Below are 15,816 nucleotides of genomic sequence, written 5' to 3'. Positions count from 1 at the left end.
ACATGATGGGCCGCACGATCTTCATCGACCCGGGCCGCTGCATCGGCTGCCAGGCCTGCGTCTCCGCCTGCCGCGAATGCGACTCCCACCGCGGCAAGTCGATGATCCACCTCGACTACCCCGACGAGGGCCACTCCGTCGCCTCCCTCCCCACCGTCTGCATGCACTGCGAGGACCCCGTCGCCCCCTGCGCCGAGGTCTGCCCCGCCGACGCCATCCTCGTCACCGCCGACGGCGTCGTGCAGCAGGCCGACACCACCCGCTGCATCGGCTGCGCCAACTGCGTCAACGCCTGCCCCTTCGGCGTCCCCAAGATCGACCTCCAGGCGAAGCTCCAGATGAAGTGCAACCTCTGCTACGACCGCACCGCCTACGGACTCGCCCCCATGTGCGCCACCGTCTGCCCCACCGGCGCCCTCTTCTACGGAACCCTCGAAGAGCTCCAGGCCGAACGCCCCGGTGTGCAGGTCGCCGACTCCTTCACCTTCGGCTCCACGACCGTCACCACGGGCGTGGCGATGGTCGTCCCCGCCGACAAGGTCCAATGGCCGGTCCCCGGCGGCCTCCCCGTCGTCGAGATCAACGGAAGGGACGTCCGCCGATGAGCGTCACCGACCCCCAGCCGCCCGCGCCGGACCCCGGGGCCGACGCGGCGCAGGAGGCGCTCCGCGACCGGATCGCCGCCGACTCGCTCACCACCCGCCGCGACTACCTGCGGATCGTCGCGACCGTCTCCGGCGGCCTGGCCGTCGGCGGCGTCGCCGTCGCCTCCGGCATCCTCCACCGGCACGGCGACGGCGACGGGGCCCCCGAGCCGAAGCGGATCGCCGACGAGATCCTGCCCGGCGAGTCCCTGGCCTTCCGCTACCCCGGGGACGAGGACCGAGCGGTCGCCGTCCGCCTGGAGGACGGCACCCTCGCCGGCTACTCCGCCGTCTGCACGCACCTCGCCTGCGCAGTGCTGTGGCGCAAGGAGCGGGGCAGCGAGGGCGAGCTGTACTGCCCCTGCCACGAGGGGATCTTCGACGCCCGTACGGGAGAGGTCACCGCCGGCCCGCCGCCGCGCGGGCTGCCGAAGGTGCTGCTCGTTGAGGAGGCCGACGGCAGCGTCTGGGCCATCGGCACCACACGCTCGGGCGAGAGCGCCCGCGAGGGCCTGTGCCGCCAGCTCGGCGGAACCCGCCCGGAGCTCGCCGAACGCCTCGGCTGCCCCGGCGTCGCCGCGGGCGCGGAGGCCGAGAGGAGTGAGCGGACATGAGCGAGACCCCGTTCCCGAGGGACCCGGCGGCACCGGAACCCCCGCGGCCGCCGGCCTACACGCCCGGCAGCGCCGAGCCGCGACTGAACAGGCCGGTGCACGAGCGCTATCCGCAGATCCGGCCCACCAGCGGCTACGGCGACCCCCGGGTCCGGCACACCGGCCCGGGTCCGGGAGCCGGCACGGAGCAGGAACCGGAGCGCTCCTCGAAGCTCTCCGCCCGTCTCACGCTGGCGCTCACGGTCGTCATCGGCCAGCTCTGGGGGCTGACGATCGTGGTGGACGAGTGGATGGCGGGAGACACCGGCACCGCGTGGTGGGGCACCGGCTTCCTCTGCCTGTCGTTCCTCGTGGTCCTCGGCCTCTGGCTCATCGACCCGAAGGACCGCTGATCTGAGGACGGATGATGCGAGGACCGCTGATCCAAGGACCTCGTGACCGAGGACAGCCGATCAGAGGACCGCTGATCAGAGGACCGCTGATCAGAGGGGTGCGGGGCGGGGTGGCGGGCGTACCCTGAAGGTATGAGTACCGCCCCCGCCCACGGCCCGCGAGACGCGAAGCGGCCCGGCTCCCGACACAGCCCCGAGAACACCCCGAAGCCGGTACTCGTCTTCGACGATCCGCTGGACCAGCAGTCCGCGGACGACACGGACCGCGGATGGGGCGAGCGGCCTCCGGCCGGCAGCGACAGCGCCGCCGACCTCGCGCGCTTCCTCGACGAGAAGCCGCCGCACCACCTCTGATCCCGGCGCGCTCCGCCGGTCAGGAGGTGGGGTGCGTCCCCGCGCCGCCGCCGGACCCCGAACCGGAGCCCGAACCCGTACCGGAACCCGTGCCCGTGCCCGTGCCGATGGAGGAGGGGCCGCGCTGGGTGACGAGGTGGTCGCGGATCTGCTTGAGCACTTCCAGCTCGCTGATCTCCATCGTCTCCGCGACGCCCTCCTTCGCCTTGTCGTGCGCCGCGCGCTTGGCGAGGATCCTGGCCATCGGCAGGACCATCAGGAAGTAGACGACGGCCGCGGTGATCAGGAAGCTCAGGACGGCGCTGAGGACGAGGCCCCACTGGATCTGGATGCCCTGCATCTCGCCGTTGACCACCCTGCAGGGGTCCTTGAGGCAGGACGAGTAGCTCTCCAGGTCCTTCGTGCCGAAGGCGCCCACCAGTGGGTTGATGATCCCCTTGACGACCGAGTTCACGATGTTGGTGAACGCGGCGCCGATGACGACCGCGACCGCCAGATCGATCACGTTGCCGCGCATCAGGAAGGCCTTGAAGCCTCCGAGCAAGCTTTCCTTCTTCTCGGCCACCAAGGTGCCTTTCGTTGTCGTCGCGTGTGCTGCGTGCGGAGCCATTACGCCGTGATCGACGCAGAGGCGTCCAATCCGTACACACGGACCGGTGACTTGACAGTGAGTCAGTGCGAATCAGCACAGTGTCACCGCCAGTTGGGAGGTGACACCGGCACCCGCCAGCGCCGCCGCCGTCGACCGCGGCACGGAGAGGACGACGAGCGCCCCTCCGTCCGATCGAGTCTCACCCGACCGCGGAACTTCGGCCACTCGGGCGCCCGTCGCGACCACGTGGGCCTCACCGGCGCCGCCCATCGGGGAGTTGGGCGCGGCGATCACGTCGACCCGGTCGCCGGGCCGCAGCAGCCGCACGGTCTCGGCGTCCGCGATCCGTACCGGCGCGGACACCATCCGGACGGCGGCGGGCGGCCGCGCGCGGGGCGTCACGGTGGGCCCCGGCGGCGCGGCTCCCGATCCCGAACCGGCGCTCGTCGCGGCGAGGGCGGCGACGGCCAGCGCCAGGAGCACGGCCGGGGTGCGCCGCCCCCGGCCGAGGGCCCGGCGCAGCGCCCTGAGCGGCCCGCGCCGGGCGCCCCCGCTCCGTACCGGCTCGAAGGCCGGCACCACGCACGGCGCCGGAACGGAGGAAAGGGGGGACGCGGGAGAGGACGCGGAAGAGAAGAACGCGGGAGGAGACGCGGGAGAGGAGGAAGTGGGAGGAGACGTGGGAGAGAAGGAAGTGGTGGTCATCGCGGGTACCGCCGATCCTGGTCGGGAGAAGGGCCACGCCCCACTCTCCCGACCCCGCCGCATCCTCGCTCCGGCCTGGGGATCACCCACCGCCTGTGGACAACTCCCTCACCCCTGAGGGCGGTTTGAGCACCCTACGGAAGCTCGATCCCCAGGTCCCAGCCGTCGTGTGCCCGCATGCACAGGCAGTCCCTGTCCACCGTCGCCGGGAGCGCGCCCACCGCGTCGAACAGCACCTCCCGCAGCCGCCCCACGTTCTCGCCGAACACCCGCAGCACCTCGGTGTGGGAGACGCCCTCGCCGGTCTCGGCGCCCGCGTCCAGGTCCGTGACCAGCGCGAGCGAGGTGTAGCAGAGGCCCAGCTCACGGGCGAGGACCGCCTCGGGGTGGCCGGTCATGCCGACGACGGACCAGCCCGCGGCGGCGTGCCACCGCGATTCGGCCCGGGTGGAGAAGCGGGGCCCCTCGATCACGACCATCGTGCCGCCGTCCACCGGATCCCAGCCCCGCCCCCGGGCGGCCTTGACCGCGACCCGTCGCCCGTCGGGGCAGTAGGGGTCGGCGAAGGTCACGTGGACGACGTTCGGCACGGCCCCGTCGGCCCGCCGCTCCCCGTCGAAGTACGTCTGCGCCCGGGCCTTCGTCCGGTCGACGAGCTGGTCCGGTACGACGAGGGTGCCCGGTCCGTACTCCTCGCGGAGCCCGCCGACGGCGCAGGGCCCGAGGACCTGCCGTACGCCCACGGAACGCAGCGCCCAGAGGTTGGCGCGGTAGTTGATCCGGTGGGGCGGGACGGTGTGGCCCCGGCCGTGGCGGGGGAGGAAGGCGACCCGCCGGCCCGCGATCTCGCCGAGGAAGAGGGAGTCGCTGGGGCTGCCGTACGGGGTGTCCACGGACACCTCCGTGACGTCCTCCAGGAAGGAGTAGAAGCCCGAGCCGCCGATCACACCTATGTCCGCGTAAGCATCATGGGTCGCCATGGCGATCACCCTAGGGCCTGTCCGGCGGATCATGGCCGGGCTGGCCCTGATCCGCCGGACAGGCCCTGGACGGAGGCCCGGGAAACACCGAGGGCCCCGTCGCGCGCACGCGACGGGGCCCTCGGTGAGGAACGGATCAGGCGGCCGAGGTCGAGCTTCCGGCGCTCGACGACGAGGACGACGAAGCCGAGGACGTCGAGGAAGACGACGCGGTCGACGCGGCCGGCTTTGAGTCCGACGTCGAGGACGTCGAGGACGAAGCGGACGGGGTCGAGGACTTCGACGCGGCCGGCGAGCTGCTGGACGACGAGCCACGGCTGTCGTTCCGGTAGAAGCCGGAGCCCTTGAAGACGATGCCGACGGCCGAGAACACCTTCTTCAGGCGTCCCTTGCAGCTCGGGCACTCGGTCAGCGCGTCATCGGTGAACTTCTGCACCGCCTCGAGGCCTTCGCCGCACTCGGTGCACTGGTACTGGTAGGTCGGCACTTGACTTCCTCCTGGCACTCACACTCATCGAGTGCTAACGACGATCCATAGTGACGCATTCCGTGGGATCAGTCCACCGCCACCGGCACGCGGTGACCGATACCACGCGCGGCGACCCGACTGGTCTCGCGCGGCTTCAGCCGCGACCGCAGGGCGAGGAGCGTGGCCATGGCGAGCACGGTGCCCGCCATCGGCACGAGGAACCCGGCGCTCGAACCCTGGGCGTCGGCGAGGCGGCCGGCGACCGTGACGGCCGCGGCCTGGCCGAGCGCGACGGCGCCCGTGAGCCAGGTGAAGGCCTCGGTACGGGCCGACGCCGGGATCAGGGTCTCGACGATGGTGTAGCCGGTGATCAGGGCCGGGGCGATGCACAGGCCCACGACCAGGCCCAGTGCCCCGAGGATGAGCACGGAGTGCGCGGTCCACAGCAGGGAGGCCGCGACGGTGAGCCCGGCGTAGCCGAGGATGAGGCGGCGGCGGGGGCCGGTCTTCCAGGCCACGGCGCCCATCGCGATGCCGGCGAGCATGTTGCCGGCGGCGAAGACCCCGTACAGCAGGCCGTTGGCGCCGGGGTTGCCGATCTCCTCGGTGAAGGCGGTCAGGGAGACCTGCATGCCGCCGAAGACGGAGCCGATGCCGAGGAAGGCGACGATCAGGACGCGGACGCCGGGGATGGAGAGGGCCGAGCGGTGGGGCTCGGCGGCGGTGGCCGCGGAGACGCCGAACGTGGGCTGGGTGGCGCGCTGCGCGGCGAAGAACAGGCCGCCGACGAGGGTGAGGCCGGCCTCGGCGATCAGGCCCGCGGCCGGGTGGACGCCGGTGCACAGGGCGGTCGCGAGGACGGGGCCGACGACGAAGGTGAACTCGTCCGTGACGGACTCGAAGGCCGCGGCCGTCGGCATCAGCGGCTTGCCGTCGAGCTTCGCCGCCCACCGGGCCCGGACCATCGGTCCGACCTGGGGTACGGAGGCGCCGGCGGGCACGGCGGCCAGGAACAGCGCCCAGAGCGGGGCGCCGGCCAGGGCGAGTGCCACGAGCAGCGAGACCGAGGCGGTGTGGACGAGGACGCCGGGGACGAGGACGGCGCGCTGGCCGAAGCGGTCGGCGAGCTTGCCGCTCTGCGGGGCGAAGAGCGCCATGGAGACGCCGGTGACGGCGGCGACGGCTCCGGCGCTGCCGAACGAGCCGGTGGTGTGCTGGACGAGCAGGACGATGCCGATGGTCAGCATCGCGAAGGGCTGCCGGGCGGCGAAGCCGGGGAGCAGGAAGGACAGCGCACCGGGTGTGCGCAGCAGCTGGCCGTAGCCGGGCCGCTTGTCCGTGTTGACCGTGGACGCCACGGTCCTTGCCTTTCCGCCGCCTGGTAGCGCGCCCCGGCACGGTGGTGCGGGCGTAGCCGAGAGCTGTCCTCATGCGCGGAACTGCGGTAGATACCGGGCCGGCCCCACTGCGGAGGGGCGCCTCGGCCGCCATACGGTCGCGCCAGCTCTGCGTCAGGCAGAGTTGGTTCGATCAGGTGTGCCTTCATGGTACAGGGAAGAGCGTCTTCCCGCCTGGGAAAACGCTCCCGCACCTGAATTAATGCCTGGGATTAACCGGATGTTTTGCGTTCGCGCCCGGCTTCACGGCTGCTTTCGCGGCTGGCTTCGCCGCTTTCGTGGCTGCCGGGAAGGTGGAAGCGCATCGCCGTGGAGCCGGGCTTCGTGGTCACCGCGGCGCCTCCCGTCCCCAGCCAGCCGGCGAGCTTGCCGCCCTGTCCGACCGCACGCAGTCGTCGTTCGGTGGCGTCCCGCACCGGGTCGGTCGCGACGACGAGGAGCTCGTCGCCGCGGCGCAGCACGGTCGCCGGCCCCGGTACGAAGCTCTTCTCCTCCCGTACGACGAGGGTGACCGCCGCTCCGGCCGGGAGCCGCAGCTCCGCGACCTCGACGCCGTGCATCCGTGAGCCCTCGGGGATGGCGACGGAGAGCAGGTGGCCGCGCAGCCGCTCCAGGGGAGCGGATTCGACGCCGAGGTCGGCGGCCTCCGAGGAGTCGCCCAGCTTCAGCGCCCTCGCCAGCCAGGGCAGGGTCGGGCCCTGGACCAGGGTGTAGACGACGACGAGGACGAAGACGATGTTGAAGATCCGCTCGCTGCCGTCGATCTGCGACACCATCGGGATGGTGGCGAGGATGATGGGGACGGCTCCGCGCAGGCCGGCCCAGGACATGAGGGCCTGCTCCTGCCAGGGGATCCGGAAGGGCGCCAGGCTGACCAGGACCTCCATCGGCCGCGCGACCACCGTCAGGACCAGGCCGATGACGACGGCGGGCCAGAAGTCGTGCACGAGCTCGTGCGGGGTGACGAGCAGGCCGAGCAGGACGAACATGCCGATCTGCGCGATCCAGCCGAGTCCCTCGGCGAAGCCGCGGTTGGCGGGGGCGTGCGGCAGTTTGGCGTTGCCGAGGACCATCGCGGCCAGGTAGACGGCGAGGAAGCCGGAGCCGTGGGCCAGGGCTCCCGCCGCGTACGCCGTCACCGCGATGGCCATGACGGCGATCGGGTAGAGGCCGGAGGCGGGCAGGGCGACGTGCCGCAGCCCGTACGCGCCGAGGAAGCCGACGGCGAGGCCGACGGCGACGCCGATGGCCAGCTCCAGGGCGATCGTGCCGACGAGGACGTACCAGGCGTCGACGGGTCCGGCGGTGGAGAAGGCGACGACGAGGATGACGACGGGGGCGTCGTTGAAGCCCGACTCGGCCTCCAGGACACCGGTGACCCGGGAGGGCAGCGGCACCTTGCGCAGGACGGAGAAGACCGCGGCGGCGTCGGTGGAGGAGACGACGGCGCCGATGATCAGCGCCTGCTGCCATTCGAGGCCGACGAGGTAGTGGGCGGCGGTGGCCGTGATGCCGACGCTGACCGCGACCCCGACGGTGGAGAGGACGACGGCGGCCGGCAGGGCCGGTTTGATCTCCTTCCACTTCGTGCCGAGGCCACCCTCGGCGAGGATCACGACGAGGGCCGCATAGCCGATGACCTGCGTCAGTTCCGCGTTGTCGAAGGCGACGTTGCCGATGCCGTCCTGCCCTATCGCGATACCGATCCCGAGGTAGAGCAGCAGGCTGGGGAGCCCGCTCCGCGACGAGATCCGCACGGCCGCGACGGCGATCAGCAACACCAGCGAGCAGATGAGCAGAAGTTCGTTGAGCTCGTGGACAGTCAGTGGCCGTTCCTTCCCCTCGCATGCAGCTGGATCGTTCCTCCAGCGGCCGACACTTCGTTACCTTACCTAATCTTTAACGTTTTCTTGACGCCTTCTTTGCGTCGGCCCGCTCATCAGTACGGTTCTCTTCCTGACACCGAGTCCGGTCGCTCCGGACGCTGCGCCTAAGGTTGCTCCCGTACTCCAGGACCACCCTGCCCCTCGAAGGACAGCGATGCCCTCCAACACGACCGCGCCCCCCGCCAAGAAGAAGGGGCGGCGCGCCCGCCTGATCGTCCTGCTCCTGGTCCTTGCGCTGGCCGCGGGCATCGGATTCGCCGGGTACTGGGGGGTCAGCACCGTCCGGGCCTCTTTCCCGCAGACCACGGGCGAGATCAGGCTCGACAGCCTCTCCGCCGACGTCGAGGTCAAGCGGGACGCGAACGGCGTCCCGCAGATCTACGCGGACAACGAGACGGACCTCTTCCGCGCCCAGGGCTACGTCCAGGCGCAGGACCGCTTCTACGAGATGGACGTCCGGCGGCACGTGACCGCCGGCCGGCTCTCCGAGATGTTCGGCGAGGGCCAGGTCGAGACCGACTCCTTCCTGCGCACGCTCGGCTGGCGCCGGGTCGCGCAGCAGGAGTACGACACGGTCCTGTCGGCCGAGACGAAGAAGTACCTCCAGGCCTACGCGGAGGGCGTCAACGCCTACCTCAAGGACCGGGCCCCCGAGGACATCTCGGTCGAGTACGCGGCGCTGTCCTTCACCAACGACTACGCGATCGAGCCGTGGACCCCGGTCGACTCGGTGGCCTGGCTCAAGGCGATGGCCTGGGACCTGCGCGGCAACATGCAGGACGAGATCGACCGCTCGCTGATGACGAGCCGGCTGAGCGCGAGCCAGATCAAGGAGCTGTACCCGGCGTACCCGTACGCGCTCCACCAGCCGATCATGGACAAGGGCGCGGTCGACGAGTCGACCGGGACGTTCGACCCGGCGGCCGAGGCCGGCGAGGGCGACGGGGCGACCACCGGCGACACCCCGGGCACGGGCCCGGGCGGCTCCTCCGGGAGCTCCGACGGCATCGGCTCCCAGCTCGGCGCGCTCTCCGAGGTCCTCGACGGGATCCCGGCCCTGCTCGGCCCCAACGGCAACGGCATCGGCTCGAACTCGTGGGTCGTCTCCGGGAAGTACACGACCTCCGGCAAGCCGCTCCTCGCCAACGACCCGCACCTCGCGCCCCAGCTGCCGTCCCTCTGGTACCAGATGGGTCTGCACTGCCGCTCGGTCTCGGCCACCTGCCGCTACGACGTCGCCGGCTACACCTTCTCCGGCATGCCCGGCGTGATAATCGGTCACAACGACAAGATCGCCTGGGGTCTCACCAACCTCGGCGCCGATGTCACCGACCTCTACCTGGAGAAGATCGGCCCCGACGGCTACCTCGTCGACGGCAAGGTCAAGCCGTTCAAGAGCCGCGAGGAGGTCATCAAGGTCGCGGGCGGCGAGGACCGGAAGATCACGGTCCGCTCCACCGACCGCGGCCCCCTCGTCTCCGACCGCAACTCCGAGCTGGAGAAGGTCGGCCAGAAGGCCCCCGTCGGCAACGCAGCCCCCGACCGCGGCACCGGCTACGGCGTCTCCCTCCAGTGGACGGCGCTCCAGCCCGGCAAGTCGATGGACGCGATCTTCGCGCTCGACCGCGCCAAGGACTTCACCACCTTCCGGGCCGCGGCCAAGAACTTCGAGGTCCCCTCGCAGAACCTGGTCTACGCCGACACCGCGGGCCACATCGGCTACCAGTCCCCGGGCAAGATCCCGCAGCGCACCAAGGGCGAGGGCACCCTCCCGGCCCCGGGCTGGGACTCCTCCTACCGGTGGAAGGGGTACATCCCCTTCGAGCAGCTGCCGTACGAGTACGACCCGGAGCGCGGCTACGTCGTCACCGCCAACCAGGCCGTGATCGACGAGAAGACCTACCCGGACCTGCTCACCAAGGACTGGGGCTACGGCTCGCGCAGCCAGCGGATCAACGACCTCATCGAGTCGAAGATCAAGGACGGCGGAAAGATCTCGCCGGACGACATGCGGACCATGCAGACGGACAACCGCAGCGAGATCGCGACGCTGCTCAACCCGCTCCTGCTGAAGATCGACATCTCGGACCCGTACGTCCGCGAGGCGCAGAAGCTCCTGGAGGGCTGGGACTACACCCAGGAGCCCGACTCGGCCGCCGCCGCCTACTTCAACGCGGTCTGGCGCAACGTCCTCAAGCTCGCCTTCGGGAACAAGCTGCCCAAGGAGCTCCGCGTCGAGGGCGACTGCATCACCGTGCGCCCGGCCGACGCCACCGGCCCGGTCGACGAGCAGAACAAGCTCGTCCGGGAGTGCGGCCAGCGCGACCCCGACTCGGCGCAGCCGGACGGCGGCGACCGCTGGTACGAGGTGGTCCGCCCGCTCCTCAAGCAGGAGGACAGCGAGTGGTGGACGACCGCCGGCAGCCGCACCGACGCGGCCACCGAGACCCGTGACCAGCTGCTCGCCCGGGCCATGAAGGACGCCCGCTGGGAGCTGACCGCCAAGCTCGGCAAGGACATCTCCACCTGGAGCTGGGGCCGGCTGCACCAGCTGACCCTGAAGAACCAGACCCTCGGCACCGCCGGACCCGGCCTCGTGCAGCAGCTCCTCAACCGCGGCCCGTGGAACCTGGGCGGCGGCGAGGCGGCGGTCGACGCGACCGGCTGGAACGCGGCCGGCGGCTACGAGGTGATCTGGGTGCCGTCGATGCGGATGGTGGTCAACGTCGGCGACTGGGACAGGTCCCGGTGGGTCAACCTGACCGGGGCCTCGGGCCACGCCTTCGACTCCCACTACACCGACCAGACGGACACGTGGGCGAAGGGCGAGCTCTTCGACTGGGCCTACGGGAAGGCGGCGGTCGACGCGGCGACGAAGGACACGCTGGTCCTCAAGTCGTAGGGGCGGTACGGAAGCGGGTGACGCCCTCCGGGGTCACCACCGCGTGCACGGGGTGGTCGTGCGGTTCCTCCGGGACCCGGGCGACCACCTCGTCCGCGTACAGGAGGACCACGAGCGCCGGGTCGGCGCCGGCCCGCGCGAGCCGGGCGAGGACCCGGTCGTACGAGCCGCCGCCCCGCCCGAGCCGCATCCCGCGCGCGTCGACCGCGAGCCCCGGCAGCAGGACGGCGTCGGCGGCGCAGACGGCCTCGGGGCCGAGCCGGGGCCCGACCGGTTCGAGCAGTCCGCGGCCGGCCTTCGCGAGGCGCTCGGGGCCCTCGTACGCGGCCCAGTCCAGGTCGTTGTCGGGGAGGAGGACGGGGAGCAGGACCCGCACCCCGCGCGCGTGGAGCGCGTCCAGCAGGGCGCGCGTGCCCGGCTCGCGGCCCACGGAGACGTAGGCGGCGACGGTGGACGCCTCGGCGAGTTCGGCCAGTTCCACTCCCCGGCGGGCGAGGGATTCGGCCGTGTGCGCGAGGGATTCGGCGCTCAGTGCGGCTCGGGCGGCCAGAAGTCGACTGCGCAGCAGGGTCTTTTCGGACATCTCAGGTGTCATGACGGCCTCATGTGAATTCACGAAACTCTCGTAACTGTCTTTATGTGGAGGAAGTTAATCGGAGCCACATCTTTCTCTCATTCCGAACGACTAAGGTGCACCGCATGAATCAGTCGCTCCCCAGGCTCGGCCGGATCAGCAAGGCTGTCATCCCGGCCGCCGGCCTCGGCACCCGCTTCCTTCCGGCGACCAAGGCGACGCCGAAGGAGATGCTGCCGGTCGTCGACAAGCCGGCCATCCAGTACGTCGTCGAGGAGGCCGTCGCGGCCGGCCTCTCGGACGTTCTGATGATCACAGGCCGGAACAAGCGTCCCCTGGAGGACCACTTCGACCGGAACTACGAGCTGGAGGAAGCTCTGATCCGGAAGGGCGACGACGAGCGCCTCTCCAAGGTCCAGGAGTCCAGCGACCTCGCCACCATGCACTACGTGCGCCAGGGCGCCCCGCGCGGCCTCGGCCACGCCGTGCTGTGCGCGGCCCCGCACGTGGGGGACCAGCCCTTCGCGGTGCTCCTCGGCGACGACCTGATCGATCCGCGCGACCCGCTGCTCTCGCGGATGGTGGAGGTGCAGGAGCGGGAGGGCGGCAGTGTGATCGCACTGATGGAGGTCGAGCCCTCGCAGATCCATCTGTACGGCTGCGCGGCGGTCGAGGCGACCGTCGACGCGGACGTGGTGCGCGTGACGGGCCTGGTCGAGAAGCCGGAGCCGGCGGAGGCGCCCAGCAACTACGCGATCATCGGCCGCTACGTACTGGATCCGGCCGTCTTCGGGATGCTGCGGGAGACGGAGCCGGGCCGCGGCGGCGAGATCCAGCTGACCGACGCCCTGCAGAAGCTGGCCGCCGACGAGAAGATCGGCGGGCCGGTGCACGGTGTCGTCTTCAAGGGGCGCCGTTATGACACCGGTGACCGCGGGGACTATCTGCGTGCCATTGTCAGACTCGCGTGCGAACGTGAAGATCTGGGACCGGACTTCCGGTCCTGGCTCCGGAGATATGTCAGCGAGGAGATGTAGCACCTTGAGCAGCAGCGCGGCACCGGCGTCGTCGTCGGCCGACGGCGACCACGGCCATCAGCACAGCCACGGGCACGGCCCGGCGGACCCCTGCGCGGGCCCGGCCCGCGGGCTGTGGTCGGTGGACGAGCACCTGGCCGACATCCTCGCGACGGTCGGCCCGCTCGACCCCATCGAGCTGCAACTCCTCGACGCGCAGGGCTGTGTGCTCGTCGAGGACGTGACGGTGCCGGTCGCGCTGCCGCCCTTCGACAACAGCTCCATGGACGGGTACGCGGTGCGGGTCGCCGATGTCGCCGGTGCCACCGAGGAGTTCCCCGCCGTCCTCACCGTCATCGGCGACGTCGCGGCGGGCGACGGCGGGCTGCCCACCGTCGGCCCCGGGCAGGCCGCCCGGATCATGACGGGTGCCCCGCTGCCGCCCGGCGCCGAGGCCGTCGTCCCCGTCGAGTGGACCGACGGCGGTACGGGCGGGGGCGCGGCCACCGGCATGCGCGCCGCCAGCTCCGCGCCGGAGGGCGCGGGCGGCGAGGTGCGGGTGCACCGCGCCGCGGAGGCCCGCGCGCACGTCCGCGCGCGGGGCAGCGACGTACGGGCCGGGGAGCTCGCCCTCGCGGCGGGCACCGTCCTCGGTCCGCCGCAGATCGGACTCCTCGCCGCGATCGGGCGGGGCACGGTCCGGGTGCGGCCCCGTCCGCGGGTGGTGGTCATCTCCACCGGCAGCGAGCTCGTCCAGCCCGGCGAGCCGCTGGGCGAGGGCCAGATCCACGACTCCAACAGCTTCGCGCTGGCGGCGGCCGCGCGGGACGCGGGCGCCCTCGCCTACCGGGTGGGCGCCGTCACCGACGACGCGGAGACGCTGCGGGCCACGATCGAGGACCAGCTCATCCGGGCCGACCTGATCGTCACCACGGGAGGCGTGAGCGTCGGCGCGTACGACGTCGTGAAGGAGGCGCTGACCACCGACGGGCAGGTCGACTTCCGCAAGCTGGCCATGCAGCCGGGCAAGCCGCAGGGCTTTGGCGCGATCGGCGACGAGCAGATCCCGCTGCTGGCGCTGCCGGGGAACCCGGTCTCGTCGTACGTCTCCTTCGAGCTGTTCGTCCGGCCCGCGATCCGGGCCCTGATGGGCGTCGAGGACCTGCACAGACCCCGGGTCAGGGCGGTGCTCGCCGGGGAGCGGACGCTGTCGTCCCCGGCCGGCCGCCGCCAGTTCCTGCGCGGCGCGTACGACCCGGAGGCGGGCACCGTCACTCCGGTGGGCGGTGCGGGCTCGCATCTCGTCGCGGCCCTCGCGCACGCGGACTGCCTGCTCGTGGTCCCGGAGGAGACGGAGGGCGTGGAGCCGGGCAGCGAGCTGGAAGTGGTCCTCCTCGGCTGAGGGGGCGAGGGTGGGGGTACGGTGTCGTCCCCATACAGCGACCGGGAGTGTCACGGCCATGAGCACGCAGCAAGGTCTCACCCACATCGACGAGGCGGGTGCGGCCCGCATGGTCGACGTCTCCGCGAAGGACGTCACGGCCCGCACCGCGCGGGCCAGCGGACGTGTCCTCGTCTCGCCGCGCGTGATCGAGCTGCTGCGCGGCGAGGGCGTCCCGAAGGGCGACGCGCTGGCGACGGCCCGGATCGCCGGGATCATGGGGGCGAAGAAGACCCCCGACCTGATCCCGCTCTGCCACCCGCTCGCCGTCTCGGGCGTCACCCTGGACCTGGCGGTCACGGACGAGGCCGTCGAGATCCTGGCGACGGTGAAGACCACGGACCGTACGGGCGTCGAGATGGAGGCCCTGACGGCGGTCTCGGTGGCGGCCCTGACGGTGGTCGACATGGTGAAGGCGGTCGACAAGGGCGCGGTCATCTCCGATGTGCGGGTGGAGGAGAAGACGGGCGGAAAGTCGGGCCACTGGACGCGGAGCGGGTCGTGACGCGCGCGGGCCGGGTGGCCGGGTCACACGTCCACGAGGCCGAGGCCGAACGGACGGCCTCCGACGCCGAGGCGCGGACGGCCTCCGACGCCGAGGCGCGGACGGCCTCCGACGCCGAGGCGCGGACGGCCTCCGACGCCGAGCCGGCCGCCTCCGCCCCGTACAAGGCCCTGGTCGTCACCGCCTCGAACCGGGCGTCGGCCGGGGTGTACGAGGACAAGGGCGGTCCGCTGGTCGCCGAGGGCCTGATCCGGACGGGCTTCGCCGTGGACGGCCCGCAGGTCGTCCCGGACGGGGCGCCGGTCGAGGCGGCGCTGCGGGCCGGCATCGAGGCCGGGTACGACGTGATCGTCACCACCGGCGGTACGGGCATCTCGCCCACCGACGAGACCCCCGAGGCGACCCGCCGGGTCCTGGACCGCGAGATCCCGGGCATCCCGGAGGCGATTCGCGCGTACGGCCGGGAGAAGGTGCCGACGGCGGCGCTCTCGCGCGGTCTGGCGGGGGTCGGGGGCGGCACGCTGATCGTGAACCTGCCCGGTTCGCCGGGCGGGGTGCGGGACGGCCTCGCGGTCCTGGAGCCGCTGCTGCGGCACGCCGTCGACCAGATCCGCGGCGGCGACCACCCGAGACCGTCATGATCCCGTCCTGGCCCGTGGTCCTCGTGGACGGGGACGTCGTCCTCCGCCCGATAAAGATGAGCGACCAGCGGGCCTGGCGCGAGGTGAACCGGCGCAACCGCGAGTGGCTGCGGCCCTGGGAGGCGACGGTCCCGCCGCCGGCTCCGAGCGGCCCGGTCGCGCAGCGGCCGACGTACCGTCAGATGGTCCGCCATCTGCGGTCGGAGGCGAAGGCCGGCCGGATGCTGCCGTTCGTCATCGAGTACCAGGGACGTCTGGTCGGGCAGTTGACCGTGGCCGGGATCACCTGGGGCTCGATGTGCTCGGGCCATGTGGGCTATTGGGTCGACAGCGACGTGGCCGGGCGCGGGGTGATGCCGACGGCGGTCGCGCTCGCCGTCGACCACTGTTTCCGCGCGGTCGGGCTGCACCGCATGGAGGTGTGCATCCGCCCGGAGAACGGCCCTTCGCGCCGGGTCGTGGAGAAGCTCGGTTTCCGCGAGGAGGGGCTGCGGCCCCGCTATCTCCACATCGACGGCGCGTGGCGGGACCATCTGGTCTTCGCGCTGACGGCGGAGGAGGTGCCGGAGGGCTTGTTGCGGCGCTGGCGCCAGACAAGAATAAAATAAGTGTTCGAATTCAATCGGTAGTTGGTACGCAAACGATCTGAACAATCACAAAAAAGTTCAGTGATATCAGCCAGATCGTGCGACACACCGGGCCAA

Annotated in this window: 17 protein-coding genes; 10 read left to right on the top strand and 7 right to left on the bottom strand. The window is 71.6% G+C overall.

Annotation, left to right across the window (positions count from 1 at the left end):
- The first annotated feature begins 2 nt into the window (after window positions 1–2).
- The 4 genes from OG361_RS16595 to OG361_RS16580 all read left to right on the top strand — a co-directional run bounded on the left by OG361_RS16595 (window position 3) and on the right by OG361_RS16580 (window position 2,004).
- A complete protein-coding gene (locus OG361_RS16595) occupies window positions 3–605 on the top strand; it encodes a 4Fe-4S dicluster domain-containing protein (protein WP_405854316.1) in 603 nt (200 codons plus the stop codon).
- On the top strand, window positions 602–1,258 hold the full coding sequence (locus tag OG361_RS16590) for a Rieske (2Fe-2S) protein (RefSeq protein WP_405854314.1): 657 nt from the start codon (window positions 602–604) through the stop codon (window positions 1,256–1,258). Before OG361_RS16595 ends, OG361_RS16590 begins: the two co-directional genes overlap by 4 nt.
- Window positions 1,255–1,650: a hypothetical protein gene (locus tag OG361_RS16585; RefSeq protein ID WP_384572005.1), complete on the top strand. Its 396-nt coding sequence runs from the start codon at window positions 1,255–1,257 to the stop codon at window positions 1,648–1,650. The genes OG361_RS16590 and OG361_RS16585 overlap by 4 nt, the downstream gene beginning before the upstream one ends.
- A gap of 132 nt (window positions 1,651–1,782) precedes the next feature.
- Complete coding sequence (locus OG361_RS16580; protein WP_384572008.1) at window positions 1,783–2,004, top strand: hypothetical protein; 222 nt, start codon at window positions 1,783–1,785, stop codon at window positions 2,002–2,004.
- A gap of 19 nt (window positions 2,005–2,023) precedes the next feature.
- Here the strand turns inward: OG361_RS16580 and mscL are convergent, their stop codons facing one another.
- From mscL to OG361_RS16550, 6 genes are all read right to left on the bottom strand, one after another.
- Complete coding sequence (gene mscL, locus OG361_RS16575; RefSeq protein WP_405854311.1) at window positions 2,024–2,569, bottom strand: large conductance mechanosensitive channel protein MscL; 546 nt, start codon at window positions 2,567–2,569, stop codon at window positions 2,024–2,026.
- Between the two features lie 117 nt (window positions 2,570–2,686).
- Complete coding sequence (locus OG361_RS16570; protein WP_405854309.1) at window positions 2,687–3,178, bottom strand: hypothetical protein; 492 nt, start codon at window positions 3,176–3,178, stop codon at window positions 2,687–2,689.
- 257 nt (window positions 3,179–3,435) lie between these two features.
- Window positions 3,436–4,281 (bottom strand): S-methyl-5'-thioadenosine phosphorylase, encoded by an 846-nt coding sequence (locus tag OG361_RS16565; protein WP_405854307.1) that lies wholly within the window; start codon window positions 4,279–4,281, stop codon window positions 3,436–3,438.
- Between the two features lie 136 nt (window positions 4,282–4,417).
- Entirely contained in the window at window positions 4,418–4,768 is a 351-nt protein-coding gene (locus OG361_RS16560; protein ID WP_405854305.1) for an FmdB family zinc ribbon protein, read from the bottom strand.
- A 68-nt stretch (window positions 4,769–4,836) separates the two neighbouring features.
- Window positions 4,837–6,108 carry an MFS transporter gene (locus OG361_RS16555; protein WP_405854303.1) on the bottom strand — a complete coding sequence of 424 codons (1,272 nt, stop codon included), beginning with the start codon at window positions 6,106–6,108 and terminating at the stop codon, window positions 4,837–4,839.
- A gap of 251 nt (window positions 6,109–6,359) precedes the next feature.
- On the bottom strand, window positions 6,360–7,928 hold the full coding sequence (locus OG361_RS16550) for a potassium/proton antiporter (RefSeq protein WP_405854301.1): 1,569 nt from the start codon (window positions 7,926–7,928) through the stop codon (window positions 6,360–6,362).
- A 259-nt stretch (window positions 7,929–8,187) separates the two neighbouring features.
- Here OG361_RS16550 and OG361_RS16545 point away from each other — a divergent pair, with 259 nt between their 5' ends.
- Window positions 8,188–10,935 carry a penicillin acylase family protein gene (locus OG361_RS16545; protein ID WP_405854299.1) on the top strand — a complete coding sequence of 916 codons (2,748 nt, stop codon included), beginning with the start codon at window positions 8,188–8,190 and terminating at the stop codon, window positions 10,933–10,935.
- On the opposite strand, the gene OG361_RS16540 is transcribed toward OG361_RS16545, so the two are convergent.
- Complete coding sequence (locus OG361_RS16540; RefSeq protein WP_405854297.1) at window positions 10,925–11,530, bottom strand: 5-formyltetrahydrofolate cyclo-ligase; 606 nt, start codon at window positions 11,528–11,530, stop codon at window positions 10,925–10,927. The genes OG361_RS16545 and OG361_RS16540 overlap by 11 nt on opposite strands.
- A gap of 104 nt (window positions 11,531–11,634) precedes the next feature.
- Here OG361_RS16540 and galU point away from each other — a divergent pair, with 104 nt between their 5' ends.
- The 5 genes from galU (at window position 11,635) to OG361_RS16515 (ending at window position 15,720) form a co-directional block, all read left to right on the top strand.
- Window positions 11,635–12,546, top strand: a complete 912-nt coding sequence (galU, locus tag OG361_RS16535) for a UTP--glucose-1-phosphate uridylyltransferase GalU (RefSeq protein WP_384572033.1) — start codon at window positions 11,635–11,637, stop codon at window positions 12,544–12,546.
- A 4-nt stretch (window positions 12,547–12,550) separates the two neighbouring features.
- The gene (gene glp / locus OG361_RS16530; RefSeq protein WP_405854295.1) at window positions 12,551–13,927 is read left to right on the top strand and encodes a gephyrin-like molybdotransferase Glp; all 1,377 of its coding nucleotides are present in this window, start codon (window positions 12,551–12,553) and stop codon (window positions 13,925–13,927) included.
- Between the two features lie 58 nt (window positions 13,928–13,985).
- Window positions 13,986–14,471, top strand: coding sequence for a cyclic pyranopterin monophosphate synthase MoaC (gene moaC / locus OG361_RS16525; protein WP_024754798.1), 486 nt, complete (start codon window positions 13,986–13,988; stop codon window positions 14,469–14,471).
- Between the two features lie 170 nt (window positions 14,472–14,641).
- The gene (locus OG361_RS16520) at window positions 14,642–15,112 is read left to right on the top strand and encodes a molybdenum cofactor biosynthesis protein B (protein WP_405862282.1); all 471 of its coding nucleotides are present in this window, start codon (window positions 14,642–14,644) and stop codon (window positions 15,110–15,112) included.
- A complete protein-coding gene (locus OG361_RS16515) occupies window positions 15,109–15,720 on the top strand; it encodes a GNAT family N-acetyltransferase (protein WP_405854292.1) in 612 nt (203 codons plus the stop codon). The genes OG361_RS16520 and OG361_RS16515 overlap by 4 nt, the downstream gene beginning before the upstream one ends.
- Window positions 15,721–15,816 lie beyond the last annotated feature (96 nt).

The sequence above is a fragment of the Streptomyces sp. NBC_00090 genome (genome assembly GCF_045160815.1).
In the GTDB taxonomy this organism is placed as follows: Bacteria; Actinomycetota; Actinomycetes; order Streptomycetales; family Streptomycetaceae; genus Streptomyces.
This window is presented reverse-complemented; position numbering and strand designations above follow the sequence as displayed.

Excerpts from the sequence above, each read along its gene's own strand:
- OG361_RS16565 (WP_405854307.1), bottom strand. The coding sequence starts at position 4,281 with ATGGCGACCCATGATGCTTACGCGGACATAGGTGTGATCGGCGGCTCG.
- OG361_RS16585 (WP_384572005.1), top strand. The coding sequence starts at position 1,255 with ATGAGCGAGACCCCGTTCCCGAGGGACCCGGCGGCACCGGAACCCCCG.
- moaC (WP_024754798.1), top strand. The coding sequence starts at position 13,986 with ATGAGCACGCAGCAAGGTCTCACCCACATCGACGAGGCGGGTGCGGCC.
- OG361_RS16545 (WP_405854299.1), top strand. The coding sequence starts at position 8,188 with ATGCCCTCCAACACGACCGCGCCCCCCGCCAAGAAGAAGGGGCGGCGC.
- galU (WP_384572033.1), top strand. The coding sequence starts at position 11,635 with ATGAATCAGTCGCTCCCCAGGCTCGGCCGGATCAGCAAGGCTGTCATC.
- OG361_RS16540 (WP_405854297.1), bottom strand. The coding sequence starts at position 11,530 with ATGACACCTGAGATGTCCGAAAAGACCCTGCTGCGCAGTCGACTTCTG.
- OG361_RS16590 (WP_405854314.1), top strand. The coding sequence starts at position 602 with ATGAGCGTCACCGACCCCCAGCCGCCCGCGCCGGACCCCGGGGCCGAC.
- OG361_RS16595 (WP_405854316.1), top strand. The coding sequence starts at position 3 with ATGATGGGCCGCACGATCTTCATCGACCCGGGCCGCTGCATCGGCTGC.
- OG361_RS16515 (WP_405854292.1), top strand. The coding sequence starts at position 15,109 with ATGATCCCGTCCTGGCCCGTGGTCCTCGTGGACGGGGACGTCGTCCTC.
- OG361_RS16580 (WP_384572008.1), top strand. The coding sequence starts at position 1,783 with ATGAGTACCGCCCCCGCCCACGGCCCGCGAGACGCGAAGCGGCCCGGC.